This window comes from Plantactinospora sp. B24E8 (assembly GCF_039871735.1).
Lineage (GTDB): Bacteria > Actinomycetota > Actinomycetes > Mycobacteriales > Micromonosporaceae > Plantactinospora.
This window is the reverse complement of record NZ_JBDPMH010000005.1, coordinates 190,975-217,852: the sequence shown is the minus strand read 5'-3', so window position 1 is coordinate 217,852 and position 26,878 is coordinate 190,975. Positions and strand designations below refer to the sequence as shown.

Sequence of the window (26,878 nt, the reverse complement as noted above, 5' to 3'; positions counted from 1 at the left end):
CGTCGTCGACACCCCCTCGACAACGGGTGGCGCGGTGCAGGGCGGCGACACCGCCGCTGAGGTTGCGCCAACCGACCTGGTGCCAGCCCGATGAAGCGATCCGCTTCGCCAGCGCCGGCTGATTCGGCCAGGCGCGGATGGATTCGATCAGGTAGTCGTAGGCGTCGGGGTTGCTGGACACCCGTCGGGTCACCATGGGTATGGCCCGAAGCAGGTGGGCGAGGTAGAACGTGCGGAATGCGGGGTTCGTCGGATGGCTGCACTCGCAGACCACAAGCCGCCCGCCTGGCCTGACCACCCGGGCGAGCTCGCGCAACGCGGCATCGAGATCGACCACGTTGCGCAGGGCGAAAGAGATGGTCACCGCATCGAAGGCACCATCCGGGAACGGCAGGCACAGCGCGTCGCCTGCCACCAGCGGCACGGCGGGCCGGACGCGGCGGCCGACCTCCAGCATGCCGGTGGAAAGATCTACTCCCACGGCGAACGCCCCGGAACGGGCCAGCTCCTCGGTGGAGACGCCCGTGCCGGCGCCGACGTCGAGCACCCGTTCGCCTGGGTGCAGGCTCAATGCCGCTCTGGTCGCCCGCCGCCACCTGGTGTCCTGGCCGAACGAGATGATCCTGTTGGCCAAGTCGTACCGCTCGGCGACGCCGTCGAACATCGCGGCGACCGCTGCGGGCTGTTTGGCCATATCCGCCCGGGTCATGCTGTCATCGCCGAGGACGGCGTGGCCGTCACGAGCAGGTATTCGAGCTCCAGCCGGAAGCGACCGTCGTCGGCTACGCCACGGTCGCCCACGAACGAGCGCAGGTCCGCGCGTAATGCGTCCCACCGGCCCTGTGCGACGAGTCGATCCCGTTCGGCGACGACGTGTCCGGCGCTGTCGACGAGCAGGCTGGTCGCCGCGTCGGCGCTGGTGAAGCTCAGATCCAACTGGTGAACGTCCGCCGACGTGATCCGGAGGTCGGCGGCTGCCAGGAGCCGTCCGACCGGCTCGCGGGCACCCCAGTGGCTCGGCGGGAGGCCTGCGGCCGGAGGCGGCGGTAGATAGCCGCCGAGGACCTGCCCCATGGCCGGCAGCAGACTGCCCGGTGTCCAGGCAGCCAGCAGGACCCGGCCGGAGGGGGCACACACCCGGCTCAGCTCTCGGGCCGCCGCATCGTGGTCGTTCGCGTACATGACGCCGAACACGGAGAGGACCACCTCGGCCGAGTTGTCGGCGAGAGGCAACCGGCACACGTCGCCGAGTCGCCAATCGACCGCCAGGCCGTCAGCTGCGGCACGCCGCCGGGCCAACTCCAACAGCGCGGGCTCGAAGTCCACCCCGACGGCACGGACTCCACACCGAGCAGCCAGGAGCGCCGCGTTGCCCGTACCGGTGGCCACATCGACCACCCGCTCATCGGGCCGTATCGCGGCGGCTGCCACCACCGCTTCGGCGACCGGCATCAGCCGCCGCGCCATGGCCGGATAATCGCCGGCACCCCAGGTGGTCACGGATGCACTCATCACGCCTCCCTCATCGCGGAAGGCGCCCTTGGCTCCGATGGTCCCGGGGTGAGCGTGGCGGACCTGGTCCGTCGCAGCGCCTCTCACTCCGGCATCGCCGACCGTAGATGGCGAAACGGGTCCTGGCAATGCGGTGACTGAGAAGCCTCTCAGCAAGGGCCGACCCGCCGACCGGGTGTTAGGTCGACCACCCGGCAGATGTCTGCACGTCTGGTTAGCGTAAGTGGCGTGACCTCCCAGAACCGGCGACCGGGCTACCTGCGACTGGCGCAGGAGTTGCGCGAGCGGATCATGAGCGGGGAACTGCCCCGGGGATCGGCGATGCCCAGCGAAACGGAGCTGTCCGAGTCCTCGCAGATGTCCCGGACCAGCGTGCGGAACGCCATCCGCCAGTTGCGCGAATGGGGTCTGGTCCGGGCCGAGCAGGGACGGGGCACCTATGTGCGGGCGCCCCGACAGCGGATCCGCCGACGCAACACGCAGCGGTACCAGTGGGAGAAGGACCGGGTACTGCTCGACGACGCCGAGCGGCGGCGGACCGGCGGCACCGAGCACGACACCGGCTGGGCGGCTCATGACCTGCGGTTCCACGCCGAGTACTCGCAGGTCGAGGCGGACCAGGAGATGGCGGCGGCGTTCGGGTTGCCGGTCGGTGCGCCGCTGCTGCGCCGGGTGTACTGGACCAGTTCCCGGCACGAGACGGCGCCGTTGTCGGCGTCGTACTCGTACCTGCCGTACGACCTGGTGAAGGCGAACAAGCAGCTCCTGTCGGCGGACCAGGAGCCCTGGCCCGGCGGCACCCAGCACCAGCTCTCCACCGTCGGTGTCGAACTGGACCGGATCGAGGAGGTCGTCCGCGCCCGCCCGCCACTGCCGGACGAGGCGGAACTCCTCGACATCGAACCCGGCGTCGCGGTCCTGGACGTACGCAAGACGTCGTACGACATCACCGACCGGGTCGTCGAGGTCGCCGACGTCGTCTTCCCGGGCGACCGGACCGAACTGTGCTTCACGACGACGCTGCAGCGGTGGCACGCCTGACCTGCCCCCGTTGACGTCGTACGCCCGACGCCCGCCGGCGCGCCGGTAGTCCGGACGGTGGAGACTGGGTTACGTGGCTTCCGCGATGCGGTGGACCTTCGTCCTTGATCCTGCCGGCGGGTGGAGTGCGCGACGTCGTCCGGCGACGGACGCCAACCTGGTCGTGGCAGCGGAACTGTTCGCGGACGAAGTCGGCACCCTGGAGCGGCTTGGCCGGTTCACCGAGGCCTGGGTGGCCGGGGCGGCGACGGATCCGAACTTCAGCGCCGGATGCGAGGCCGTCGTCTTCACCCTCGTCGACTCTGTTGTCGTACGGACCGAGGCACGTTACGGCCACTTCGAGGCGGCGGAACTCAGCCTGACCGACTTCCGGGCCATGCTGGACGGCTTGCACCGGGCAGTGCGCGGTAACGCCGAGGGTTGACCGGCGACCCGACGGATGCGGTGCGGTGGCGCTACTCGAATCGTCCCGACCCGCCGGTGTGATGGCATCGGCGCTGTCGGCAACCGGCCCGGACATCGAGGTTGTCGCGTCCTGCCATCCTGGCGGGATGTTGCGTACCCGCCTTGCCCTGGCCGCGGGCGCCCTGCTGGTCGTGGGCGCCTGTGTGCTGCCCTGCGGGCCGCTCGCCGACGAGATGGGTGCCTCGTTCCCGTACCAGGATCCGACCCCGGAGATGCTGCTCCGACAGGCGGCGGAGATCGCGGAGGCGCGTCGCGTCCTGGTGACCCGGCTGTGGATCGCCGCCGGCGTTGCCGTGGTCGGGCTGGCCCTGCTCCTGTACGGCATCTGGCGCTGGCGTCGTCGACCGCGTCCCTACTGACGCCGGTGGGCGCGGCCGGACCACCCGGGCGGCCGGACCACCCGGGCGACCGGAGCATCAGGGTGGGGACGGGGACTACCTTCCGCTCCTGGCCGTCCTCTATCCCGACTTCTCCGACCGCAACCTCGCCTCGCTCGTTGCCGGCTGGCAAAGTCACTGGCCTCCGCGACCCGCTGGCGAAAGAATCCCGGCGTGACACTGCACCGCAACGAACTCCCGGTCGACGAGTCGCTGGTCCGGACCCTGCTGAAGGCACAGCGCCCGGAGTGGGCCGAGCTGCCGTTGTCGGTCGCCGGCTCGGGCACCGACAACACCATGTTCCGGCTCGGCGACGACCTGCTCGTACGCCTGCCGCGCACCCCCGACAAGGAGCCGTCGATCCGCAAGGAGCAGAAGTGGCTGCCCCGGCTGGCGCCGCGGCTCACCCTCGCCGTCCCCGAACCGGTCTTCGCCGGTGCACCCAGCCCGGATTTTCCGCTCGCCTGGTCGGTCTACCGGTGGATCGACGGCGCCGAGCCCGGTCCGGACACCGTCGAGGACTGGCCCGCCTTCGGCACCGACCTGGCGGCGTTCGTCCGTCAGCTGCACGGCCTGGACCTGACGGGTGCGACCCGGGCCGACGACCTCGGCGGTTACCGCGGCGGCAGCCTGCGGTCATTTGACGAGTGGGTCGGCGGATACTTCGCGGACTGTCGGGCCATCGGCCCCAGCCTCGACCTGGAGACCGTGGAGCGGTTGTGGCGGGACGCGCTCGACCTGCCCGAACCGTCCGGATCCCACGTGTGGCTGCACAGCGACCTCCGGCCCACCAACCTGCTGGTGCGGGACGGCCGGCTGTGCGCGGTCATCGACTTCGGGGCACTCGCGGTCGGCTTCCCCGACGCCGAGCACGCCCCGGTCTGGGACCTGCCGGCACCGGCCCGACACGCGTACTGGGACAGCCTCGACCTCGACGACCTGACCTGGACCCGGGCCCGCGCCTGGGCGATCGGGGTCGGCGTCGCCGGCCTCGCGTACTACTGGTCGACCTATCCGGCCTTCGTCGCGGAATGCCAGGCACGGCTCCGGGCGATCCTCGACGACGCCGCCACCCGGTGAGCCGGTCGACCGACCACCGTCACCAGCCGAACGAGCGGAGCACCTCGGCCACCACGTCCTCGGCGGGTGGGAGGGCGTCGAGGGGGCCGCCCGGTTACCGGAAGCGAAGACAGCGGCCCTTCCTCCCCGGGGGACGGGGGAGGTGGGCGGGGGCGGAGTAGGCGTCGGGGTGGGGTTTGCCGCGGGCGGGCAGGGCACCTCGAGCTGGGAGAAGTCGCCGCGTTCCTCGTCGATGACCTGGCGGAAGCAGACCGCCAGTTCGGTGCGGGTCAGGCCGGCCATCCCGGGCCGGGACATCTCGACGTGCACCCGGAAGAGCAGCCGAACCCCGGGGGAGCGGCGGCGGTCGGTTCCGTCGACACGTACCACGTCGACCCGCTCGTTGCGGGCGGCGTCCTGGCCGAGTGCGGCGGCGTCGACGGCGTTGCCGTGTACGAGTGCGTGACCGATCCGGGCGGCGCGACGTACCGCTTCCTCGTGGGCCCGTTCCTCGATGGTCGGCTCGGTGAGGATGGTGAGCACGGTGTGTCCGGCCGCGCCGACGAGTAGCAGCAGAATGGCGAACACGACCAATGGCGGCACCCGGGGGAGCCGTCGTCTGTGACCCGCCTGTCGTATCGCACCCACACCGCGAATTGTGCTCCATTTCCGGGCGGCAGGTGCCCAGGTCAGGACGATGGCGCCGGCTTGGGTGAGCGGTGTCGGGGCTCCCAGGTGGCCCGGTGGGCGCCGCCGGGGCAAACTTTCTTCCGGGGCTGCCGGAGCACCGGCGGGGCCGTTCCGGACGACGCTCACAGTGGTGAATCCCTTGATGTAAAAAGGCTTTCCCTCGTACGACGACTCTTTGTCGATTCCGCGCCCGGTCTTTTCTGGTCGGGTCTACTGTGGAAGTCACCCCGTCTTTTTGCGTGAAACGGTGGCGCATGGTCGTTTCGCCGTGCACAGTGATGCCATGAGCGACAGCGGGAGTGGTACGCAGTACTTCTGGTGCATCCGTCACCACCGGGTCGAGACCGGTGCGGACGTCTGCGCGGCGAGGTACGTGCTCGGGCCGTACCACTCGGCCGCCGACGCGGAGCAGGCGCTTGAGCGGGTGCGCGAGCGCAACGAAGCGTGGGAGGCCGAGGATGCCCGCTGGGCCGGGGAGGAGCGCTAGACCGGCGCGGCGAGAGCCCGCGTCGAGGAACTCCGTGGTGCTCCGTGAGGAGACCCCCGAGAGCATGTCCCGCAAGGAGGAAACACAGATGGCCGAAGCAACCAGGGCCACCCGCCCGGTAGCCAGAAGCGCTGCCGGGAAGAAGACGATGGCGCGGAGTCGGACGGTGGGTGCCGCCAGGAGCACCGCCGCCCGGGGTGCCGCGAGCACGTCGGCGGCCACCAGGGCGCCGGCGAAGAAGGCCCCGGCCAAGCGCGCGACAGCGGCCAAGAAGGCGGCGGCCACCAAGGCGCCGGCGAAGAAGACGACGGCCACGCGGGCGCCGGCGAAGAAGGCGACGGCGAAGAAGACCGCGACCGCCACCCGTACGGGCGCCAAGCGCACCGCGGCGAAGGGCACGTCGACGGCGAAGAAGACGACCGCGACGGCGAAGAAGACCACGGCGGCGGCGAAGAAGACGACGACGGCCACCAAGCGCAGCACCACGACGGCGGCGCGGAAGACGACCGCGGCGGCCAAGAAGACCACCGCGGCGGCCAAGAAGGTCGCCAAGAAGACCCCGGCGAAGAAGGCGCCCGCCAAGCGGACCACGGCGGCGAAGGCGCCGGCGAAGAAGGCACCCGCGAAGAAGGCGCCGGCCAGGAAGGTGGCGGCGAAGCGGACGACCGCGCTGACGAAGCGGACGGCGGTGGGCGCCACCCGCGGCACGGCGGCGAAGCGGGCGACGGCGGGCGCCACCCGCGGCACGGCGGCGAAGCGGGCGACGGCGGGCAGCACGCGCGGCACGGCGGCGAAGCGGGCGACGGCGGGCAGCACGCGCGGCACGGCGGCGAAGCGGGCGACGGCGGGCAGCACGCGCGGCACGGCGGCGAAGCAGGCCGCCGCCCGCAAGACGACGGCCAAGGCGCCGGGCCGCCCGACGGCCCGACCGACCGCCCGGAAGATGACGGGCTGAGCCAGCCACCACCGGAACGCCCCGGAGCGGGGGCGTTCCGGTGGACACACCGCCGTCGGTCACCAGGTGGCTGACAGCCGCCGGCCAGCCGGCGGGCGCGTGACCCCGGTCGGGGTACGGGGTGTGACCGGGCGCATGGCGGCGGATCGCTTCGACGTCCGGCCGGATTTGCGAGGATGCCGGCATGGGATATGACGCGAGTACCCTCCCCGACGTGTCCGGACTGACCGTCGGGTTCATCGGCGGCACCGGCGACCAGGGGCGGGGCCTGGCCTACCGGCTGGCGCGGGCGGGGCAGCCGGTCCTTCTCGGTTCCCGCTCGGCGCAGCGTGCGGTCCAGGCGGCGGAGGAACTCCGTGCCCTGCCCGGGCTGCCCGTCGACGTGTCGGTCTCCGGCGGCGACAACGTCGAGGTGGCGACCCGCAGCGACGTGGTTGTCGTGGCGGTGCCGTGGGCCGGGCACCGCGACACCCTCGCCGACCTGCGGGAGCCGCTCGCCGGCAAGGTGGTCGTCGACTGCGTCAATCCGTTGGGCTTCGACAAGCAGGGGCCGTACCCGTTGCCGGTCGAGGAGGGCAGTGCCGTGCAGCAGGCGGCGGCGTTGCTGCCGGAGTCCCGGGTCTGCGCGGCGTTCAACCATGTCAGCGCGCCGTTGCTGGCCGACCCGACGATCGACCGGATCGACCTCGACGTACTGATCTGCACGGAGGAGCGGGAACTCGTCGGGATCGTGGCGGCGCTCGCCGCGCGGATCCCCGGGATGCGGGGCGTGTACGCGGGCCGACTGCGTAACGCACACCAGATCGAGGCGTTCACCGCCAACCTGATCGCGATCAACAAGCGGTACAAGGCGCACGCCGGGATCCGGGTCACCGACATCTGACCTGGGACGATGGTCGACAGGCCGGTCGCCCGGTCAGCGCCGCGCAGCGGATGCGCCGTGCTGACCGGCGACGGCCGTTCCGGGTTCAGAAGGTGTGGTCGAGGGTCGGGAACTCGCCGTCGCGTACCTCGGCGGCGAACCGTCGGGTCGCCTCGGTCAGCATCCCGTTCAGGTCGGCGTACCGCTTCACGAAGCGGGGCATCCGGCCGGACCGCAGCCCCGCCATGTCCTGCCAGACCAGCACCTGCGCGTCGCAGTCCGGCCCGGCGCCGATCCCGATGGTGGGAATCGGCACCTCGTGGGTGATCTGCTTGGCGACCTCGCCCGGCACCATCTCCAGCACCACCGAGAACGCCCCGGCCTCGGCCACCGCGACCGCGTCCGCGACCACCTCGTCGGCGGCGTCGCCCCGGCCCTGCACCCGGTAGCCGCCGATCGCGTGCTCCGACTGCGGAGTGAACCCGACATGGCCCATCACCGGGATACCGGCCCCGGTGATCGCCCGGATCTGTTCGGCCACCCGCCGGCCACCCTCCAGCTTCACCGCGTGGCAGCCGCCCTCCTTCATGAACCGTACGGCGGTGCGCAGCGCCTGGGTCGGCCCCTCCTCGTACGAGCCGAACGGCAGGTCGGCGACGACCAGCGCGTAGTTCGTCGCCCGGACCACCGCCCGGACCAGCGGCAGCAGTTCGTCGGCGGTGACCGGGACGGTGGTCTCGTAACCGAAGACGTTGTTCGCCGCCGAGTCGCCGACCAGCAGCACCGGGATGCCGGCCTGTTCGAAGATGCCGGCGGTGTACTGGTCGTACGCGGTGAGCATCGGCCACCGCTCGCCCCGTTCCTTGGCGGCGAGCAGGTCGCGGGTACGGACCCGCCGGGTCGCCGGGCCGCCGTAGAGGGCGGTCACCTCGCTCGGGGTGGACTGCATCCCTTGCTCGGACATCGTTGTCTCCTCTCGCCTCGAGGCCGCGTCCGCGGTCCCCGGGTCACCGCCGATCGTCGCATCGATCCGGGTGCCGTCGGCAGGGGCGAGTGCAGGTTGTCACACCCCGGGTGGCCCGTTCGGGCGTACCCGGGCGCGGGCACGGATCACGTCCGCTCGCGCCACCGGTTCGTGATCGGCAGCCGGCGGTCCCGGCCGAACGCCTTGATGGAGATCTTCGCCCCGGGGGCGGACTGTCGGCGCTTGTACTCGGCGACGTCCACCATCCGTAGCACCCGGTCCACCACCGCCGGGTCGTGCCCGGCGGCGACCAGGTCGTCCCGGCCCTGGTCGCCGTCGACGTAGCCGACCAGGATCGCGTCGAGGACGGAGTAGTCCGGCAGAGTGTCGGTGTCCAGCTGGCCCGGGCTCAGTTCGGCGCTCGGCGGTTTGCGGATCGAGTTCTCCGGGATCGGCGGGGTTTCGCCGGCCCGGACCGCCTCCGCGTTGCGCCAGTTCGCCAGCTTCCAGACCAGGCTCTTCCAGACGTCCTTGAGCGGGTTGAACCCGCCGACCGAGTCGCCGTAGAGGGTGGAGTAGCCGACCGCCAGTTCACTCTTGTTGCCGGTGGTGAGGACGAGGTGCCCCTCCTGGTTCGACAGCGCCATCAGCAGCACCCCGCGTACCCGGGCCTGCAGGTTCTCCACCGCCATCCCGGACAGCGACAGGTTCGCCAGGTAGCTGTCGACCATCGGCTGGATCGGTTCGACCCGGAAGTCCAGGCCGGTGCGTTTGGCCAGCTCGGCGGCGTCCTCCCGGGAGTGCTCGGAGGAGTGCTGGCTCGGCATGGAGACGCCGACCACCCGCTGCGGTCCGAGCGCGTCCACCGCGATCGCGGCGACCACCGCCGAGTCGATGCCGCCGGAGAGCCCGAGCACCACCGACCGGAAGCCGTTCTTGTCGACGTAGTCGCGCAGTCCCAGCACCAGCGCCTGCCAGACCTCGCCCTCGTCGACGACCGGTTCGGTGATCCCGCCGGTGGCCGGCGGCCCGGCCGGGGCCGGCAGCGCGTCGCTGAGGTGGATCCGGGTGACGGTCATCTCGTCCGGTCCGTCGGCCGAAACCCGGTCGGCGGCGGGTGCGGTGCCGCTCGGTGCCGGTTCGCTCGCGGCGGGCAGCTCCAGGTCGTGCAGGAGCAGGTGCTCGACGAACTGCGGGGCCCGGCTGAGCAGTGTGCCGTCCGGCGAGACGATCATCGAGTCGCCGTCGAAGACCAGCTCGTCCTGGCCGCCGACCATGTTGACGTACGCGATCGCGGCGCCGGCCTCGGCGGCCCGGCGGCGGACCAGCGGCAGTCGTACGTCGTCCTTGTTCAGCTCGTACGGCGAACCGTTGATGTTGACGACCAGCCCGACCCCGGCGCGGCGGGCGACCGCGAACGGGCCCCCGGCCTGCCACAGGTCCTCGCAGATGGTGAGCGCGACGTCGACCCCGCCGAGCCGGACCACCGGCAGGACGTCGCCGGAGACGAAGTAGCGGTCCTCGTCGAAGACTCCGTAGTTGGGCAGGTGGTGCTTGAAGTACCGGGCCACCGCCCGGCCACCGTGCAGGACGGCGAGCGCGTTGCGGGGCCCGCGGGTCGGCCTCGCCTCCGCGTTGGCGCTGGCCGGACCGTCCGCGTCCAGGTAGCCGACCAGCACTGGCAGCTCCCCGAGCCCGTCGGCGGCGAGGTCGGCGGCGAGTTGGTCGAGAGCGGCCCGGGACGCGGCGACGAAGCTGTTCCGGAAGACCAGGTCCTCGACCGGGTAGCCGGTCAGCATCATCTCGGGGAACGCCACCAGGTGCGCGCCGGCGTCGGCGGCGGCCCGGGACCGTTCCCGGATGATCGCGGCGTTGCCGGACAGGTCACCGACGGTGGGGTTGACCTGGGCGAGAGCGATACGCAGGGTCGGCATGTCCTCATCTTGCCGCAGCCCGCGCCGGTCGGCTCGGCTCCACCCCCGGCGGGCCGGGTAGTCCTGATCACCCAAACTCCCGTAACGTCCGTGTAACCGAACCGGTGAAGACTGGACCGCTAGGCCGCGCGCCGGCTGGGCCGGTCCGAACAGAGTGTGCGAGGGGTACTGAGGTGGACCGTCAGCAGGAGTTCGTGCTCCGTACGCTGGAAGAGCGTGACATCCGTTTCGTCCGGTTGTGGTTCACCGACGTACTCGGCACGCTGAAGAGCGTCTCGGTGGCGCCGGCCGAGTTGGAGGCGGCCTTCGACGAGGGCATCGGCTTCGACGGCTCGGCGATCGAGGGCTTCGCCCGGGTCTTCGAGTCCGACATGGTCGCCATGCCCGACCCGACGACGTTCCAGGTCTTCCCGTTCGAGGGCGGGGTGAGCGGGGAGAGCGCCCGGATGTTCTGCGACATCCTGCTCCCCGACGGCAGCCCGTCCTGGGCCGACCCGCGGCACGTGCTGCGCCGGGCGCTGTCCAAGGCGGCGGAGAAGGGCTTCACCTTCTACACCCACCCCGAGATCGAGTTCTTCCTGCTGGAGAACGGCCCCAACGACGGCTCGCTGCCGGTCCCGGTCGACTCCGGCGGCTACTTCGAGCACACCACGCACGCGGTCGCCCGGGACTTCCGCCGGCAGGCGGTGCTGGCCCTGGAGCGGATCGGCATCTCGGTCGAGTTCAGCCACCACGAGGTCGCCCCCGGCCAGCAGGAGATCGACCTGCGCTACGCCGACGCGCTGACCACCGCCGACAACATCATGACCTTCCGGCACATGGTGAAGGAGGTCGCGCTCTCCACCGGGGTACGGGCCAGCTTCATGCCGAAGCCCTTCACCGACCAGCCCGGCAGCGGCATGCACACCCACCTCTCGCTCTTCGAGGGTGAGCGCAACGCGTTCCACGACGCCAGTGACCCGATGAAGCTGTCGAAGGTCGGCAAGGCGTTCATCGCCGGCCTGCTGGTGCACGCCCGGGAGTACACCGCGGTCACCAACCAGTGGGTCAACTCGTACAAGCGGCTCTTCCCGCAGGCGCTGCCGGACCGGATCACCGAATCCCCGGCGTACGTCTGCTGGGGTCACCTGAACCGCTCCGCCCTGGTCCGGGTCCCGGCGTACGGCAAGCCGAACTCGGCCCGGGTCGAGGTCCGTTCCCCGGACTCGGCGACCAACCCGTACCTCGCCTTCGCGGTGCTGCTCGGCGCCGGGATGAAGGGCATCGAGGAGGGCTACGAGCTGCCGCCGGGGGCCGAGGACGACGTCTGGTCGCTGTCCAACGCCGAGCGTAAGGCGATGGGGTACGAGTCGCTGCCGGAGAACCTCGCCGAGGCGATCGACGTGATGGCCGGCTCCGAACTGGTCGCGGAGATCCTCGGCGAGCACGTCTTCGACTTCTTCCTGCGTAACAAGCGCGCCGAGTGGGAGCAGTACCGTCGCGAGGTCACCCCGTACGAGCGGCAGCGTTACCTCGGTCTGCTCTAGGTTCCGGCCGCTCCCACGGCGACGGGTACGGCTTGCCAGGCCACGCTATCGTCCTCACGACGCGGCCCCCTCCATTGGCCGCCCACACCTGAGGGAGACAGTCGGTGGTCGAGGATCTGCTCGTGGGAGCCTGGCAGAGCATCGTGTTCGGGGTGGTCGGCATCGCGCTGATGGCCGCTGGGTTCATGCTGGTCGACGCCCTCACCCCGGGCAAACTGCGCGACCTGATCTGGGTACGGCGTAACGGCAACGCGGCGTTGCTGCTGGTGGCCAACCAGCTCGGCATCGCGGGCATCGTCTTCACCGCGATCCTGACCAGCTACACGGACTTCACCAAGGGTCTCGCCTCGACGATCCTGTTCGGACTCATCGGGCTCGGCGTCATGGCGCTCGCCTTCCTGGTGCTGGACTGGCTCACCCCGGGCAAGCTCGGCGAGATCATCTGCACCGACGAGCCGCACCCGGCGGCCCGGGTGAGCGCGGCCACCCACTTCGGGGCGGCGCTGATCGTCAGCGCCTGTATCGCCTGACCGCGGCCGGGAGTCGCGCACTGGCGGACGGAGGTGGGGCGGCGGCGAGTGCCGGACCGCCGCCCCACGCCGTACCCGTTCCCCCGCCCCGATCAGCTGGGCGGGGGCACGGTTGCGGGCCGCGCCGGTGGAGGAGGCGGCGCGGCCCGGGCACCTGGTGCGGCCGGTCCGCCGGTGTCACCTGGTGCGGTCCGGCCTGGGCCCGCCGGTGTTACTTGGTGTTCGGGGTGGCCGGCTTGGCGTCGGCCTGGTGGCCTCCGCCGTGCCCGAAGCCGCCCCAGCCGCCCGGCAGCACGCCCGCCTTGACCGCCGCGAGGATGGCGTCGGCCTGCTCCCGGGTCAGCTTGCCGTCCGTCACGGCCTTGTCGAGCCGGCTCTTGAGCCACGCCTCGCGGTCGGCGGCCGACTTGCCGTCGCGCTTCCACCCGCCCTTGTCGCCGGGCTTCCGGTCACCCTTGTGGTCGGCCTGGTGCTGCTGCCGGAGCTTCGCCAGCGCGGCCTCGACCTTGTCCTGCGGTACGCCCAGCTCGGTGGCGAGTTCCTTCGCCAGCTCGGCCCGCCGGTCCGCCCAGCGTTGGTCGTGACCCGGCTTCGGCGTGCCGCTGTCCGCCGACGCCGGGGCGGAGGCGCTCGGCGACGGTGCCGGGGTGGCGCTGTCGTCGGCGAACGCGACCGCCGGGGCGGCCAGCGCCGCGCCGAGCACACCCGCGCCGACCAGACCACCGATGACGTTCTTTCGAGAGAGCAGCTTTCCCACCTGGTTGTTCCTCCTTCGGTATGGACGCCGGACCTCGGTACGGACGCCGGACCTCGGTACGGACGCCGACGAGGCGCGTGAAACCAACCCGGCCCACCTTGCGGCAGCACCCTGGGGTGGAGCCGCGAACGAGCTGGCAGATTGCTGAGAAGCCCGGCGAAAGAGGTATTTGCCGCACCTGCCCTGCTGTCCTGTGCCGGAACGTGCCCACTTTCCGGGGTTGTCCGGTACCGGCATGCTTGGATCCGGCCGTCCCGATCGGCCGGACGGCCGTCCTGTCCGCCGGCCGGACCGGTGGGACCGTCGCCGTCCACCGGCTTGCTCGAAAGGAGATCCGGGTGTCCCGGACGCTCAGTTACGCCGACGCCGCCCGACTGCTCGGCGGGGCACGCAGTCCGCTGGTCACGGCACTGGACAACCTGACCGGCGGGATACTGCTCGGGGCGGCGGTGGCGGCCCCGGCCGTACTCGGGCTCTTCGACGCCAAGGCCGAGTTCGTCCGGCTCAGTCACGAGCTGGTCGGCAGACTCGGCGACCGGCGGGCCGGTCTGTCCCGGTACGGGCGTACCGAACGGCTGGCGGCGGCACACCGGGTGCTCGTGGTCACCGCGTTCTTCGAGGCGCTGGCCGAGGCCGACCTGCCGTTCCGCTTCGCCGACCTGGAGCTGACCGAACGGGAACAGGCCGTGCTGACCGGCGCCGGGAACACCGACCAGTCCCTGCTGGGCAGCCTTTTCACCGACGGCGTGCCGACCCCCGGGCCGCAGCAGCCGTACGAGTCGTTCCGGACGGCGTTGCGGGAGTACTACCGGGCGGTCGGGGACTGGCTGGCTGCCTTCGTCGCCGGCCTCGCGGTCGGCGACCGGCTCGACAGCCCCGGCCGGGCCGCCGTCGCGGCCGTACTGGAACAGTTGCCGGACCGGGCGGAGGCCCGGCACCAGGAACTGTTCGGCCGGCTCGCCGGCGAGTTCCCGGAGGTGGCGTTCTGGACCGGGCTGCGCGAACACGCCGGCACCCGGGCCGAGCTGCGCCGGGTGGCGACCGCGTTGGCCGACCTCGAACAGCTGCTCCGGGAGGCCTCCGCCGGCCGGATCCCGGACGAGCGCCGGTCCGGCCTGGCCCGGGCGTACGCGGTGGAGCTGGACCGGTCCGTCGTCGAGTCCGGCGACGTGCCCGCCGGGATCCGGATGCCGAGCCTCGGCACCGGCTACGTGCCGCCGCTGTGCCGGGTCGCCGCGCTCGGCCCGGCCGCCCGACCCAGCGAGGAGTCCTGGTGGGCCGACCAACCGGTTCGGGACGACCTGGCGGAGTTCCTCGCCGGCTATCTCACCAACCCGGCGGCGGTCGAGGCGCCGCTGCTGGTCCTCGGCCAACCCGGCTCCGGAAAGTCGGTGTTCACCCGGATCCTCGCCGCCCGGCTGCCGGCGGACGACTTCCTGCCCGTCCGGGTCGTGCTCCGCGACGTGCCGGCCAGCGCCGACCTGCAGGACCAGATCGAGTACGCGGTCCGCGCGACGACCGGCGAGCGGCTGGACTGGCCGGCGCTGGTCCGGTCGGCCGGCGACGTACTGCCGGTGGTGCTGCTCGACGGGTTCGACGAACTGCTCCAGGCGACCGGGGTCAGCCAGACCGACTACCTGGTGAAGGTAGCGGCGTTCCAGCGCCGGGAGGCGGCCCAGGGCCGCCCGGTGGTGGTCGTGGTGACCAGCCGGACCAGCGTCGCCGACCGGGCCCGGCCACCGGAGGGCACCGTCGCGCTGCGGCTGGAGCCGTTCGACGAACCCCGGGTGGCGACCTGGCTGGCCAACTGGAACGCGGTGAACGCCGACGGGTTCGCGGCCCGGGGCGTGACGCCGCTGGAGCTGCCGACCGTGCTCGCCTACCGGGAGCTGGCCGGGCAGCCACTGCTGCTGCTGATGCTGGCGCTCTACGACTCCGACGACAACGCCCTGCGCTCGGCCGGGGAGCTGCGCCAGGACCAGCTCTACGAGCGGCTGCTGCGCCGGTTCGCCCGTCGTGAGGTCGAGAAGCAGCGTCCCGGGCTGCCCGACCGGGAGCTGGACCGGGCGGTCGAGCAGGAGCTGCGCCGGCTCTCGGTGGTCGCGTTCGCGATGTTCAACCGGAGCGCCCAGTGGGTCACCGAGGCACAGCTCGACGCCGACCTGGCCGCCCTCTTCGGCCCGACCCCGGCATCCGGCGCCGGTACGGAGCTGCGGGCGCCGCTGCGACCCGCCGAGATCGTGCTCGGCCGGTTCTTCTTCGTACACCGCTCCCGGGCGCTGCGCGACGACGAGCGGCTGGAGACGTACGAGTTCCTGCACGCCACCTTCGGCGAGTTCCTGGTCGCCCGGTTCACCTGGCAGGTGCTGACCGACATCGTGGCCCGGGAGGCGGCGGCCTCGATGTCGCTCGGCGGCGGCGCGCCCGACGACGACCTGCTGCACGCCCTGCTGTCGTACGCGGCGTTGAGCGGTCGGGCCCCGATCCTCCAATTTCTCCGGGCGCTGATGTCGGGCGCGACCGACGACCTGCGGACGGATTTGACCGACCTGCTCGTCCGGCTGTTCCGGGCCGCACACCACAGCCGACCCGCGCGCGGGTTCGACGGCTACCAGCCGCGTGGACTGCCGGTGCCGGCCCGGCACGCCGCGTACGGCGTCAACCTGCTGCTGCTCGCGGTCTGTGCCGCCGGCACCCTGTCCGGCAGCCGGCTCTACCCGGACCGGAACGTGGTGCCGGTCTGGCACCGGGAGACCCTGCTCTGGCAGTCCCAGCTCAGCTCCGACGACTGGACGAGCGTGGTGGAGACCCTCGCCCTCGACCGGCTCCGGACCGGGGACGGCGACCGCGACATTGCCCTGTGCATCGTCGCCGACCCGAACCATGTGGCCGTGCCGCCGGTCGATCCGCTCTGGACGTACGATCTCCGGTCGAGCTCACTCTGGGCGTGGCAGAGCTCGGCCCAGTCCTTCGCACATCTGCGCCGTGAGGCACACCTGCGCTGCGGTCTCGGCGACGACCTGCTGCTGCACGCGCTGGAGCCGCTCGCCGAGACGCTACCGTCGGGACTCAACACCATCCTGCTGCAGGACGGGGTCTCGATCGCACACGACCTGGTACGACTGATCACGATGTCGTCGTCGCCGGACCGGTCGGGTGAACGGCTCGCCGCCTACCTGCGCTGTCACTCCGTACTGCCGGCCCTGGACGACGTGGCCGAGCAGCACCGGTTCCGGACGCTGCTGCTCAACCGGCTGGCCGTCGACCCGGAGATGCCGGCAACCCTGGCCGCGGAGCTGATCAGCGGTGCCTCCGCGCGGGATCGCGAGGGGGCGGACGGCACCTGGCTGGGCGGGGTGGTCCCCTCCCGACTGGTGGTCGCGGTGCTGCGGTGCGGGCTGCTTTTCCTCGGCCGGGATCCGGAGACCGACCGGGTCATCGCGCCGATCCTGTTGAACCTGGCCAACAGCAGCGCGGTCGCGTCCGAGAACCGGCATCTACGGGCCGATGCCATCAGCCGGCTCGCCGAGCTGGGGTGGTGGCCCCGGCGTCGCCCCGCACCGCCACCCGTCCGGGACGACGACGCGGTGGTCGCCGACCACGCCGACTAGCGGACGGCGGGGGAGACGGTCAGGGTGCCGGCGGTGGCGTCCAGCGTCGCCGGTACGCCGACCGGCACGGTGAGCTGCCCGACCCCGTGCCCGATCGGCAGCCCGCCGAGCACCGGCACCCCCAGGTCGCCGAGCCGTTCGGCGAGCACGTCCGCGACGCCGACCGCCCAGTTGTCCGCGCACCTGGTGAACTGGCCCACCGCCACCCCGGCGAGTTTCGCCAGCACCCCGGCCCGGCGCAGGTGGGTGAGCATCCGGTCGACCTTGTACGGCGGCTCCGCGACGTCCTCGACCAGCAGGACCGCCCCGGTCAGGTCCGGCATGTCCGGGGTGCCGAGCGAGGAGACCAGCAGGCACAGGTTTCCGCCGAGCAGCGGGCCGGTCGCGGTACCGGGGACGTGCACGCTCGCCGTCTCCTCGGTGTCGACCCGGGACACCCGCACCGGTTCGGGATTCATCAGCGCGGTCCGCAGCGACTCGGCCGAGGCCGCCGGGGTCCGCTCGTCCAGCCAGGCGGCACCCGGGCCGTGCACGGTGGCGAGCCGGGCGCCGCGCCAGAGCGCCAACTGCAGGGCGGTGATGTCGGAGAAGCCGGCGACCACCTTCGGGTCACGGCGGACCGCCGCCATGTCGATCATGTCGACCACCCGCTGGGCGCCGTACCCGCCCCGGGTGCAGAGCACACCACGGACCGTCGGGTCGGCGAAGGCGGCGTTCAGGTCGGCGGCCCGTAGCGCGTCGTCGCCGGCCAGGTAGCCGTGCCGGGCGTACGCGTTCGGGGCGAGCACCGGACGCAGACCCCAGGAGGTGAGCAGTTCCACACCCCGGGCCACCCGTTCCGGTCGGGTCGGCCCGGACGGCGAGACCAGCAGGACCGTGTCGCCGGGACGCAACGCGGCCGGCCGTACCGCCTGATCGTCGGACACCGGATCTCCTCGCCACCGTCGCCGGCCATGATCCGCCGGCCCCGACCCGAGCCTATCGCTGGCGCTGACGGCCACCGACTAGCCTCGACACCGTGACAACCACCGCCGATACCGCGACCGCCCTGGTGATCGAGAACGACCCGACCGACGACCTCCGCCGGCTGGGGGAGTGGCTCACCGAGGCGGGCCTCGACCTCCGGGTGCTCCGGCCGTACGCCGGCGACGACCTCCCCGACGACCTGACCGGGTACGCCGCGCTGGTGGTGCTCGGCGGCGCGCAGTCGGCGTACCCGGGACCGGACGGCAGCCCCGGAGCGCCGTGGTTCCCGCGGCTCGAAGGGCTGCTCCGCAAGGCGGTCCGGCACCAGGTGCCGACCCTGGCGATCTGCCTCGGCGCCCAGTTGCTGGCCACCGCGCACGCCGGCACCGTCGAGCGGAGCGCGGCCGGTCCGGAGGTCGGCCCGAGCGTCGTCGGCAAGCGGGACGCCGCCGACACCGACCCGATCTTCCGGTACGTGCCGTTGATCCCGGACGTCCTGCAGTGGCACGCCGACGAGATCACCGAACTGCCGCAGGGCGCCACCCTGCTGGCCACCTCGACCCGCTATCCGCACCAGGCGTTCCGGCTCGGCGAGCGGGCCTGGGGACTGCAGTTCCACATCGAGTGCGACGTCGACATGATCGCGGAATGGGCGACCGACTCCGCGATCCTCGCCGAACTGGACTACGACCCCGAGCTGGTGGTGGCGGTCTGCGCCGAGGTGCTCCCCGACATCGAGGAGGTGTGGCAGCCGTTCGCCGCCCGGTTCGCGATGCTGGCCCAGGGTCGGCTCGCCGGTGCGGAACCCCGCCGTACGCTGCCGCTGCTCGGGCAGTAGGGGCGGACGGGGTGCAGCGGCGCAGCGAGGAGGAGGCATGACCAGGCCGGGCAGTGCGAGCGCCCGACTCGCCCGGTACGGCTTCGGACTGACCGACGAGGGTGGCCCGGGTAGGGCCGCCGACCTGCTCGGGCCGGACGGGCTCGGGCTGTGGGACGTCGACGGGCAGGAACCGGCCGACGACGGGGCCGCCGAGCTGCTCACCGGGCTCTCCCGGGCCGCCGATCCGGACCTGGCGCTGCGTCAACTGCACCGGATCGTCGAGGCGGAACGGCGCTCGGCGCCGGCGACACCCACCGCCGCTCCGGAAGACGGCTCGGCACTGATCGCCGCGCTCTGCGACGACCCGGGGCTGCGCCGCCGGCTCTTCGCGGTCCTCGGCGCCTCCTCGACACTCGGCGACCATCTGGCGGCCAACCCGGAGCAGTGGCGGGTGCTGTGCACCGGGGCGGACGGGCTGCCGCCCCGGGCCGAGGGGGACCTGCCGGGCGTACCGGACGGACTGCCGGCGGTCGCGGTGCTGCGGCACACGTACCGGCTGGCCCTGCTGCGGATCGCGGCGGCCGACCTGACCGGCGGACGCGGCCTGGAACAGACCATGGCGTCGCTCTCCGCACTGGCCGACGCCACCCTGGCCGCCGCCTACGACATCGCCCTCGGTGAACTGCCGGCCGACACCCCGGCACCCCGGCTCGCCGTGGTGGCGATGGGCAAGTGCGGCGGCGGCGAACTGAACTACGTCTCCGACGTCGACGTGATCTTCGTGGCCGCCACCGACGACGACCTGCCCGCCGCGACCCGGATCGCCACCCGGCTGATCCACATCTGTGGGCTGGTCGCCTGGCCGGTGGACGCCGCCCTGCGCCCCGAGGGCAGTCGCGGCCCGCTGGTGCGGACCCTCGCCAGCCATCTCGCCTACTACCGGCGTTGGGCCCGGACCTGGGAGTTCCAGGCGCTGCTCAAAGCCCGCCCGGCGGCCGGGGACACCGCGCTGGCCGAGGAGTGGATCGAGGCACTCGCCCCGCTGGTCTGGCGGGCGGCCGAACGACCGGAGGCGGTCGAGGACGTCCGGGCGATGCGCCGGAAGATCATCGACAACATCCCGCCGAAGGAGCTGGAACGCGAGGTCAAGCGCGGCTCGGGCGGGCTGCGGGACATCGAGTTCGCCGTCCAGCTGCTCCAGCTCGTGCACGGCCGGGTCGACGAGTCACTGCGCTCCCGGGGCACCCTGCCGGCGCTGCGCGCCCTGGTCGCCGGCGGGTACGTGGGCCGGGCCGACGGCGAGGCGCTGCTGCGCGGCTACCGGTTCCTGCGCGGCGTCGAGCACCGGCTGCAACTGCAGCACCTGCGGCGTACCCACACCGTGCCGGCGGAGCGGACGGCGCTGCGCTGGCTGGCGCACGCGCTCGGCTACACCGCGCTGCCCGGCCGGGACGCCGTCGAGGCGTTCCGCGCAGACTGGGTCGGGCACGCCAGCGAGGTACGCCGCCTGCACGCCAAACTGCTCTACCGGCCTCTGCTGGAGGCGGTCGCCCGGGTACCGGCGGACGGGCTGCGGCTGACCCCGGAAGCGGCCCGCAAACGGCTGGAGATCCTCGGTTTCGCCGACCCGGCCGGGGCGCTGCGGCACATCCAGGCCCTGACCGGCGGGGTGACCCGGACGGCGGCGATCCAACGCACCCTGCTCCCGGTGCTGCTCCAGGAGTTCGCCGACGCCCCCGAACCGGACCGGGGGCTGCTCAACTACCGGAAGGTTTCGGACAAGCTCGGCAGCACCCCCTGGTATCTGCGGCTGCTGCGCGACGAGGGACCGGTGGCCCGGCGGCTGGCCCGTACCCTGGCCGTCTCCCGCTACGTCGCCGACCTGCTGGCCCGCGATCCGGAGGCGCTGCGGCTGCTGGCCGAGGACACCGAGCTGACCCCGCGTGAGGCGACGGTGCTGCGGGACGGCTTCGGTGCCGCCGCCGACCGCCACCTGGGCGGCCCGGGACCACGACCGGCCGACCCGAAGGAGGCGATCCGCGCGATCCGGGCGCTGCGCAGCCGGGAACTGATCCGGATCGCCTGCGCCGACGTGCTGCACCGGGCCGGTTCGCTCGCCCCGACACCGCCGGGGCCGGGCGACGACGCACGCGACGACAGCACGTCCTTCCTGGACGTGGGGGCAGGACTTTCCGCGGTCACCGACGCCACGCTCGGCGCGGCGCTGCGGGCTGCCCGGGCCGCCCAGCCGGGCCTGCCCGGACTGCGGTTCGCGGTGATCGGCATGGGCCGGCTCGGCGGGTACGAGATGAACTACCTCTCCGACGCCGACGTGCTCTTCGTCTACGACCCGCCGGCCGGCGTCGCCGAGGACGCGGCCAGCGCGGCCGCACACGCGATCGCCGAGGAGTTGCGCCGACTGCTCGGCATGCCGGCTCCCGACCCGCCGCTGGGGGTCGACGCCGACCTGCGCCCCGAGGGACGGCAGGGACCGCTGGTCCGCAGCCTCGGCGCGTACGCCCAGTACTACGCCCGCTGGTCCAAGGCGTGGGAGGCGCAGGCCCTGCTCCGGGCCCGCCACGTCTGCGGCGACGCCGACCTCGGCGCCGAGTTCGAGGCGGTCGCCGACCCGGTCCGGTACCCGGCGCGGGGACTGACCCGGGAACAGGTGGTGGAGATCCGCCGGATCAAGGCCCGGGTGGAGACCGAGCGGCTGCCCCGGGGCGCCGACCCGGCGACGAACACCAAGCTCGGCCGGGGCGGCCTGGCCGACGTGGAGTGGGCTGTCCAGTTGCTCCAGCTCCGGCACGCCGGCGCGATCCCGGAACTGCGGTCCACCCGTACCCTGCACGCGCTCGCCGCCGCCCGGGACGCCGGACTGGTCGAGGAGGCCGACGCCGCCGCGCTGGCCGCCGGCTGGACGTTGGCCACCCAGGTCCGTAACGCGTTGATGCTGGTCCGGGGCCGGGCCGGCGACCAGTTGCCCCGGCACGGCGTCGAACTGGCCGGCGTGGTACGCCTGCTCGGCGGCGGCGACCCGGGCGAGTTCCTCGACCACTACCTGCGGACGGCGCGCCGGTGCCGGGCCGCCGCGGAACGTGTCCTCGATGCCTGACCGGCGTCCCCGGACGGCCGCCAGACCGCCCCGTGCCACCGCGCTCGGCGCGGTCGGTCTGGCGGTGCTGCTCGCCGTGGCGTTCCTGCTCGCCCCGCCGCTCGGCACCGACCTGTCGGCCCAGGTCGCCCGGGCCGACTTCGTCACCCGGCACGGCTTCGCCCCGCTCGATCTCGGCTGGTACGCGGGCATCTCCCCGTACGGCTACAGCCTGCTCACCCCGCCGCTGATGAGCTGGCTCGGCGGTGACCTGCTCGGCCCGCGGCTGCTCGGCGCGCTCGCGCTGCTCGTCTCGGCGGCGGCCCTGGCGCTGCTGATGCTGCGGACCGGTGCCCGCCGTCCGCTGCTCGGCGGACTGCTCGGTACGGCCTGCGTCGCCGGCAACCTCGTCTCCGGCCGGATCACCTACGCGGTCGGCGTCGCCTTCGGCCTGCTCGCCCTGCTGGCCCTGACCACCCTGCGCACCCGCCCTCTGCTCCGCCTCTCCTGCGCCGGGCTCGCCGCCCTGCTCGCCGGTGCCGCCAGCCCGGTCGCCGGCCTCTTCGTCGGCCTCGCCGGCGTCGCCCTGGCGGTCAAGGCGCGGCCCCCTGTTGCCGTCTCCGTTGGCGGAAGGGCCCGCTGGGCACACCCCGGTTCCGCGCATCTCGGTGACGGCGTGGTGCTGGCCCTGGCCGCCGCGATCCCGACCCTCGGGCTCGGGCTGGCCTTCGGCAGCGGTGGCTGGATGAACATCAGCCTCTCCGACACCCTGACCTCGGCTGTCGCCAGCCTGGCTGTCGCGCTGCTGGTGCCCCGGCGTGCCGTCCGGGTCGGTGCGGTGCTGGCCACCCTCGGGGTGCTGGCGGCGTTCGCGTTCCGTACTCCGGTGGGGCTGAACGCCACCCGGCTGGCGGCGATGTTCGCGATTCCGCTGCTGGTCGGCTACGGCGTCATGCCAACCAGGATCCTAGGCTGGTTGCGCAGAGTGGCCAGGATGACACCATCCGACACAGGTACGGGTCGACGGCTGGCCGGGCTCGCCCTGGCCGGCGTGGTGGCCCTGGCCGCGCTGGTGGAGCCGCCGGTGCTGGTCGGCGACCTGCGTTCGGCCGGTGACCCGACCGCCTCCCGGAGCTACTTCCAACCACTGCTCGCCGAACTTGCCCGCCGGCCCGCCGGCCGGATCGAGGTGGTGGCGACCGCCAACTACTGGGAGGCGGCGTACGTCCCGCAGGCCGCGCCGTTGGCCCGGGGCTGGCTACGCCAGGCCGACCAGGCACACAACCGGCTCTTCCTCGACGGCAGCGTCGACGCGGAATCCTACGAGCGCTGGCTGCGGGACAACGGGGTGGCGTACGTTGCCCTGTCGGAGGCGAAACCCTCCTGGGTCGGTCGCCGGGAGGCGGAACTGATCCGGGGTGGCCTGCCGTACCTGACCCCGGTCTGGCAGCACCCGGACTGGACCCTGTACGCCGTCTCCGGTACCCCCTCGATCGTGGCCACCCTGACCGGGGCGGCGACGGCCACCAACGGCACCGACCTGCCCGAGGTGCCGACCGGAGGGGGAGCAGAACCGGCCGGGGGCGCAGCAGAACTGATCCGGGCCACCTCGGCGGAACTGGTCGTCGACGTGCCGGCGGCCGGGGAGACCCTGGTCCGGCTGCGCTGGTCGCGGTGGCTGCGGGTGACCGGCCAGGCAGCCTGTCTACGGCCGTACGGCGAGTGGACAGTGCTGCGGGTGGCAGGGCCCGGCCGTTACCGGATCGCCTCGGGTCTCACCGACACCGGTCCGCGCTGCCCGTCCTGACTGCCTCAAGCCCGCAGGCCGCTGCCCATTGCCCGGACGGCGACCGGGCACGGGAGGAGGATCAACGGACCAGCCGGACGCCGTCGGCGTTACGGACCGGCTGGTCCCCGTTCAGGTAGACGGTGAGTTCGCGGTTGCCCGCGAACGGGGCGAGATCCAGGTCCGGGACGTCGTGCAGGTGGAGGCGCCTCAGCCCGGAGATCCGGGCGAGCGGCGTAAGGTCCCCCAGCCGTGGACAGCGGCTGAGGTCGAGGTGTTCCAGGGTGGCGTGGCCGGCCAGCGGGGTGAGGTCGAGCGGCCCCTCGAATTCGTCGAGGTCGAGCGAGGTGAGAGGGAGCCCGGTGAGGGCGTCGAGGTCGAGCGCGGGTACGCGCAGCCGCATGAGCTGGAGCGTCTCCAGGTGGGGCAGCGAGGTGGCTATCCACTCGACGACCCGGGTGTCGGTGCAGTTGACGAGGTACAGCGACGTCAGCGTGGGCAGGCGGCACAGGAAGCGCGTGTCGGCCAGGCCGTCCACGCTCTCCTCGGGAGCGACGAGTGAGAGCCCGGTCAGCGCGGTCAGCCCGGTCAGCGAATCAAAGCCGGACGGGGGGCCGACGTCGCCCAGGTCGAGCATGGTCAGCTGGGGAAACCGGGCGAGCCAGTCGAGGTCGGCGGTGCGGTACCCGGGGGCGATGCGCAGGGTGAGGTCGGTGAGCCGGGTCATGGTGGCCGGCAGCTCGGCCGGGTCGACCGGCCGGTACAGCGCCAACTCCTCCAAGAAAGGCTGAGCGCCGAGGAAGTCCAGGGCGACGACGGGAGGCTCCCCGTCCTCGGGGACGTGGTACAGCCGGAGACCCTTGACGGGTGGCAGTTCCCGGACAATCTCCGCCGGGTCGGTGAAGGTGCGCACGCCGTGGAGATTGCGCAGGTGGCGTGCCATCGGCGCGGTCCACCCGTCCAGGGCGACCCAGCCGTTCTGCAGGGGCGAGTCGGCTAGGACCCGCCGGCCGTACTCGTCCGGCTCGAAGTAGCTGGCCGACTTGATCAGCGCGTCGACCACCAGCGGCCGGTCGTCCCGGCCGTACCGGCTGAGCTTGTCGAGCGCGTGCGCCCCGCCGACGAACGCCGCGGTGGCGACCGCCGCCGCTGCCGCGGCCGGAGTGAGCCCGGCGACGTCGTCCGGAAGGTGGCGGATCACCCGTTCGCCGGCCAGGGCCAGGGAGTGGGCTTCCAGCACGCTGCGTGGTGGTGTGAGCTGGGCCAGGCAGACGTCGATCCGGCCGAGGGTGTCGAGCGCCAGCGCCGGCGCGGTCTCGACGCAGGCGGCGGCCAGCAGCCGGAGCCAGCGTGCCCTGCGGGGCGGCCCGGACCCGGCCCGGTCGAGCAGGCCGTTGATCAGCCGCTGCCGGTATTCACTGCTGGCGTGGCCGGCGGTCATGACGACCGTCTCTCGCCACATGTCCCGGGTGGCGTGCTCGAGCAGGATATCGACGTAGTTCTCGTCGGCGATCTCCTTGGCCGCCAGGTACTCCTGGAACGTCCGGTGCACAAAGGAGATCCGGTCCTCGGCCACGTCCTTCAGCACCCCGCTGCGGTCGAGCAGGTGGTCGAAGACGTCGTCCGGCTCGGCGGTCACCTTCGGCATCGTGGCTAGTTTCCGGGTCACATGCGAGTGGGCCTGGGTGATCTCCAGTTCGGACTGGTTGGCCAGGGCGAGCCGCCAGGCCAGGTCCTGAAGCAGCGACATCGCCGCCTGCCCACCCAACGCCACCCGCCGGTACGCCGGTACGTCCCGGGCCGCGTCCCGGCGTTCCAGCAGCATCGCCAGCGCCGCCCCGTAGAGGCTCATCCGGTCGTGTGGCAGGTCGTCGGCGCGGTCCAGGTTGAGCGCACAGAGCATCGCGCACATCAGCGGGTTGGTGGCCAGGCCACGCAGGTGGTGGTTGGCGTCCAGACGGTTCAGCAGCCGGCGTTCGTACCGGGGCAGGTCGGCCGGCTCGCAGGGCAGGTGACGGCCGGCGCCGATCGCCCGGTGCCAACGTCGGACGAACTCGACGATGTCGGCCGGAGCCATCCGTTCCAGGGTCAGCGTGGCGAAGCCCTCGCCGGTCAGCCAGCGGGCGGGGGCGGCGGTCGGTCGGGAGGTGACCAACACGATCACGTCTGGGTACCGGTTGAGGAGCCGCCGGAGCCACTGCCGGACGCCGGCGCGCTGGCTGCGTACCAGTTCGTCGACGCCGTCGACCAGCAACAGCGCGCGACCGGTGGCGAAGATCCGCTCGACGAGCCCGGTCGGTGCCTCGGCGGCGAACTGTGCGATGTCGGCGCCGAGCCGCGGGCCCACCGGCGGCAATGTCCCGTCCGGGTAGGCGCGGAGCTTGACCAGGAAAGGAATCCGGCCGTTCCAGTCCCGCAGACCACCGGTGAAGCCCTCGCGGGCGGCCGTGACGGTCAGCCAGCGCAGCAGGGTGCTCTTACCGGAGCCGGCCTCGCCCCGGATCAGGATCCGTCGGCCCCGGGCGAGCGCCGTCTCCACCCGCAGGCCGGTCTGCTCCTCGCCGCTTTCGCCCTTCGCGCCCCGGAAGAACGCGCCGCGTCGGGCCGGGCCGGTCTTGCGGATCCGGTTGTCGGTCCGGGTCCGGCGATCCGGGTCGGAGACGACCAGACTGAGGTACGCGATGCTCAGCGTCGTCTCCGGGCTGTAGTTGTGCACGTCGACGCCGAAGAGTTCGAGTTGGTCGTACTCGCTGGCGAGGAATCGCAGGTAGCGGCTGGTCACGTCGTCGTCCGGCGGCGCCTCGGCGGCCCGCGCCGACACCGGCAGCCGGGCCAGGATCTCGGCCAGGTCGGTGGAGATCTGGGTCAGTCGCGCCAGGGTCTCCTGGTTGGCCCGGCTGTTGAACTCAGGCAGGTGTCGAACCACCTCGACGTAGCACTGCACACAGTCCACCAGGACCCGGTCGGCCAGCCGCGCCGACGCCTCGCTCAACCCCACAGTCCGGGCATGGCCGGCGAGTGCCGGACGGAGCCGGGCGACGAGTGCGGCCGGATCGGCGTCGGCGGCGAAGAGCGTGGCGTCTGTCCGGGCGTCGGGGCCGAAGGTACGGGCGACGATGTCGAGCGCCGCCGCCGACTCGTGCTCCGGGATCGCGGCGTGGTCCGCCGCGAAGAGCCGCTCGACCCGACCGGCGATGTCGGCGGCGAGGCTTTCGAACTGCAGTTCCGCCTTCCGCCGATGCAGCCGGTCCCGGAAGCTGAGCTCCATCAGCTCGGAGAGGTCACGTCCGCGGTCGGCGCGGTCCCGGCGGGCCGCCAGCCACTGCTGGGCGGCGTGTGTCGCCACCGTCCTCGCGAGCCCCGTCGCGGCGGTCTCGAACAGGGGCATCTGTCGACCTCCAGCGGGTCGGCGGCACGGGAAGCGAGCGGAATCGTACTCGAA

20 protein-coding genes and 1 pseudogene are annotated in these 26,878 nt (G+C 72.6%); 14 read left to right on the top strand and 7 right to left on the bottom strand.

What is annotated here, in order from left to right; all coding sequences use genetic code 11:
• Nucleotides 1–22 precede the first annotated feature (22 nt).
• Nucleotides 23–709 (bottom strand): annotated as a pseudogene (locus tag ABGB21_RS11115) (demethylmenaquinone methyltransferase); the annotation flags it as partial.
• Nucleotides 706–1,512, bottom strand: a complete 807-nt coding sequence (locus ABGB21_RS11110) for a class I SAM-dependent methyltransferase (RefSeq protein ID WP_347655302.1) — start codon at nt 1,510–1,512, stop codon at nt 706–708. The pseudogene ABGB21_RS11115 and the gene ABGB21_RS11110, both read right to left, overlap by 4 nt.
• Before the next feature lie 228 nt (nt 1,513–1,740).
• Between ABGB21_RS11110 and ABGB21_RS11105 the strand changes: the two genes are divergently transcribed.
• From ABGB21_RS11105 to npdG, 8 genes are all read left to right on the top strand, one after another.
• On the top strand, nt 1,741–2,553 hold the full coding sequence (locus tag ABGB21_RS11105; protein ID WP_347655301.1) for a GntR family transcriptional regulator: 813 nt from the start codon (nt 1,741–1,743) through the stop codon (nt 2,551–2,553).
• Nucleotides 2,554–2,626: 73 nt separating this feature from the next.
• Nucleotides 2,627–2,977, top strand: coding sequence for a hypothetical protein (locus ABGB21_RS11100; protein ID WP_347655300.1), 351 nt, complete (start codon nt 2,627–2,629; stop codon nt 2,975–2,977).
• A gap of 127 nt (nt 2,978–3,104) precedes the next feature.
• Nucleotides 3,105–3,377, top strand: a complete 273-nt coding sequence (locus ABGB21_RS11095; protein WP_347655299.1) for a hypothetical protein — start codon at nt 3,105–3,107, stop codon at nt 3,375–3,377.
• A gap of 192 nt (nt 3,378–3,569) precedes the next feature.
• The gene (locus ABGB21_RS11090; protein WP_347677595.1) at nt 3,570–4,475 is read left to right on the top strand and encodes an aminoglycoside phosphotransferase family protein; all 906 of its coding nucleotides are present in this window, start codon (nt 3,570–3,572) and stop codon (nt 4,473–4,475) included.
• A 303-nt stretch (nt 4,476–4,778) separates the two neighbouring features.
• Nucleotides 4,779–5,024, top strand: coding sequence for a hypothetical protein (locus ABGB21_RS11085; RefSeq protein ID WP_347677593.1), 246 nt, complete (start codon nt 4,779–4,781; stop codon nt 5,022–5,024).
• 403 nt (nt 5,025–5,427) lie between these two features.
• Nucleotides 5,428–5,631 carry a hypothetical protein gene (locus ABGB21_RS11080; RefSeq protein ID WP_347655296.1) on the top strand — a complete coding sequence of 68 codons (204 nt, stop codon included), beginning with the start codon at nt 5,428–5,430 and terminating at the stop codon, nt 5,629–5,631.
• Nucleotides 5,632–5,797: 166 nt separating this feature from the next.
• Nucleotides 5,798–6,586 (top strand): histone, encoded by a 789-nt coding sequence (locus ABGB21_RS11075; protein WP_347677591.1) that lies wholly within the window; start codon nt 5,798–5,800, stop codon nt 6,584–6,586.
• Nucleotides 6,587–6,770: 184 nt separating this feature from the next.
• Entirely contained in the window at nt 6,771–7,469 is a 699-nt protein-coding gene (npdG, locus tag ABGB21_RS11070) for an NADPH-dependent F420 reductase (protein ID WP_347655294.1), read from the top strand.
• A gap of 85 nt (nt 7,470–7,554) precedes the next feature.
• Here npdG and panB read toward each other — a convergent pair whose 3' ends face one another.
• The gene (panB, locus tag ABGB21_RS11065; RefSeq protein WP_347677702.1) at nt 7,555–8,397 is read right to left on the bottom strand and encodes a 3-methyl-2-oxobutanoate hydroxymethyltransferase; all 843 of its coding nucleotides are present in this window, start codon (nt 8,395–8,397) and stop codon (nt 7,555–7,557) included.
• 161 nt (nt 8,398–8,558) lie between these two features.
• Nucleotides 8,559–10,346: an NAD+ synthase gene (locus ABGB21_RS11060; RefSeq protein WP_347655293.1), complete on the bottom strand. Its 1,788-nt coding sequence runs from the start codon at nt 10,344–10,346 to the stop codon at nt 8,559–8,561.
• Between the two features lie 173 nt (nt 10,347–10,519).
• On the opposite strand from ABGB21_RS11060, the gene glnA reads away from it, so the two are divergent.
• A complete protein-coding gene (glnA, locus tag ABGB21_RS11055; RefSeq protein ID WP_347655292.1) occupies nt 10,520–11,872 on the top strand; it encodes a type I glutamate--ammonia ligase in 1,353 nt (450 codons plus the stop codon).
• A gap of 104 nt (nt 11,873–11,976) precedes the next feature.
• On the top strand, nt 11,977–12,402 hold the full coding sequence (locus tag ABGB21_RS11050; RefSeq protein WP_347655291.1) for a DUF350 domain-containing protein: 426 nt from the start codon (nt 11,977–11,979) through the stop codon (nt 12,400–12,402).
• Between the two features lie 211 nt (nt 12,403–12,613).
• On the opposite strand, the gene ABGB21_RS11045 is transcribed toward ABGB21_RS11050, so the two are convergent.
• The gene (locus ABGB21_RS11045; RefSeq protein ID WP_347655290.1) at nt 12,614–13,159 is read right to left on the bottom strand and encodes a hypothetical protein; all 546 of its coding nucleotides are present in this window, start codon (nt 13,157–13,159) and stop codon (nt 12,614–12,616) included.
• Between the two features lie 338 nt (nt 13,160–13,497).
• Here ABGB21_RS11045 and ABGB21_RS11040 point away from each other — a divergent pair, with 338 nt between their 5' ends.
• Nucleotides 13,498–16,770, top strand: coding sequence for a hypothetical protein (locus tag ABGB21_RS11040; RefSeq protein WP_347677589.1), 3,273 nt, complete (start codon nt 13,498–13,500; stop codon nt 16,768–16,770).
• Here ABGB21_RS11040 and ABGB21_RS11035 read toward each other — a convergent pair.
• Entirely contained in the window at nt 16,767–17,696 is a 930-nt protein-coding gene (locus ABGB21_RS11035; RefSeq protein ID WP_347677587.1) for an LD-carboxypeptidase, read from the bottom strand. The genes ABGB21_RS11040 and ABGB21_RS11035 overlap by 4 nt on opposite strands.
• 92 nt (nt 17,697–17,788) lie before the next feature.
• Here ABGB21_RS11035 and ABGB21_RS11030 point away from each other — a divergent pair, with 92 nt between their 5' ends.
• The 3 genes from ABGB21_RS11030 to ABGB21_RS11020 are packed head-to-tail and all read left to right on the top strand — an operon-like array spanning nt 17,789 to nt 23,457.
• Nucleotides 17,789–18,574, top strand: coding sequence for a type 1 glutamine amidotransferase (locus tag ABGB21_RS11030; protein ID WP_347677585.1), 786 nt, complete (start codon nt 17,789–17,791; stop codon nt 18,572–18,574).
• Nucleotides 18,575–18,611: 37 nt separating this feature from the next.
• Nucleotides 18,612–21,671 carry a bifunctional [glutamine synthetase] adenylyltransferase/[glutamine synthetase]-adenylyl-L-tyrosine phosphorylase gene (locus tag ABGB21_RS11025; RefSeq protein WP_347677583.1) on the top strand — a complete coding sequence of 1,020 codons (3,060 nt, stop codon included), beginning with the start codon at nt 18,612–18,614 and terminating at the stop codon, nt 21,669–21,671.
• Complete coding sequence (locus ABGB21_RS11020; protein WP_347677581.1) at nt 21,664–23,457, top strand: hypothetical protein; 1,794 nt, start codon at nt 21,664–21,666, stop codon at nt 23,455–23,457. Before ABGB21_RS11025 ends, ABGB21_RS11020 begins: the two co-directional genes overlap by 8 nt.
• 61 nt (nt 23,458–23,518) lie before the next feature.
• Here ABGB21_RS11020 and ABGB21_RS11015 read toward each other — a convergent pair whose 3' ends face one another.
• Nucleotides 23,519–26,824 carry an NACHT domain-containing protein gene (locus ABGB21_RS11015; protein WP_347677579.1) on the bottom strand — a complete coding sequence of 1,102 codons (3,306 nt, stop codon included), beginning with the start codon at nt 26,822–26,824 and terminating at the stop codon, nt 23,519–23,521.
• Between the last annotated feature and the right edge of the window lie 54 nt (nt 26,825–26,878).

Bases quoted from the DNA above. Each gene is read 5' to 3' on its own strand.
- ABGB21_RS11110 (WP_347655302.1), bottom strand. From the start codon at position 1,512: ATGAGTGCATCCGTGACCACCTGGGGTGCCGGCGATTATCCGGCCATG.
- ABGB21_RS11095 (WP_347655299.1), top strand. From the start codon at position 3,105: ATGTTGCGTACCCGCCTTGCCCTGGCCGCGGGCGCCCTGCTGGTCGTG.
- ABGB21_RS11080 (WP_347655296.1), top strand. From the start codon at position 5,428: ATGAGCGACAGCGGGAGTGGTACGCAGTACTTCTGGTGCATCCGTCAC.
- npdG (WP_347655294.1), top strand. From the start codon at position 6,771: ATGGGATATGACGCGAGTACCCTCCCCGACGTGTCCGGACTGACCGTC.
- panB (WP_347677702.1), bottom strand. From the start codon at position 8,397: ATGCAGTCCACCCCGAGCGAGGTGACCGCCCTCTACGGCGGCCCGGCG.
- ABGB21_RS11060 (WP_347655293.1), bottom strand. From the start codon at position 10,346: ATGCCGACCCTGCGTATCGCTCTCGCCCAGGTCAACCCCACCGTCGGT.
- ABGB21_RS11025 (WP_347677583.1), top strand. From the start codon at position 18,612: ATGACCAGGCCGGGCAGTGCGAGCGCCCGACTCGCCCGGTACGGCTTC.
- ABGB21_RS11020 (WP_347677581.1), top strand. From the start codon at position 21,664: ATGCCTGACCGGCGTCCCCGGACGGCCGCCAGACCGCCCCGTGCCACC.
- ABGB21_RS11015 (WP_347677579.1), bottom strand. From the start codon at position 26,824: ATGCCCCTGTTCGAGACCGCCGCGACGGGGCTCGCGAGGACGGTGGCG.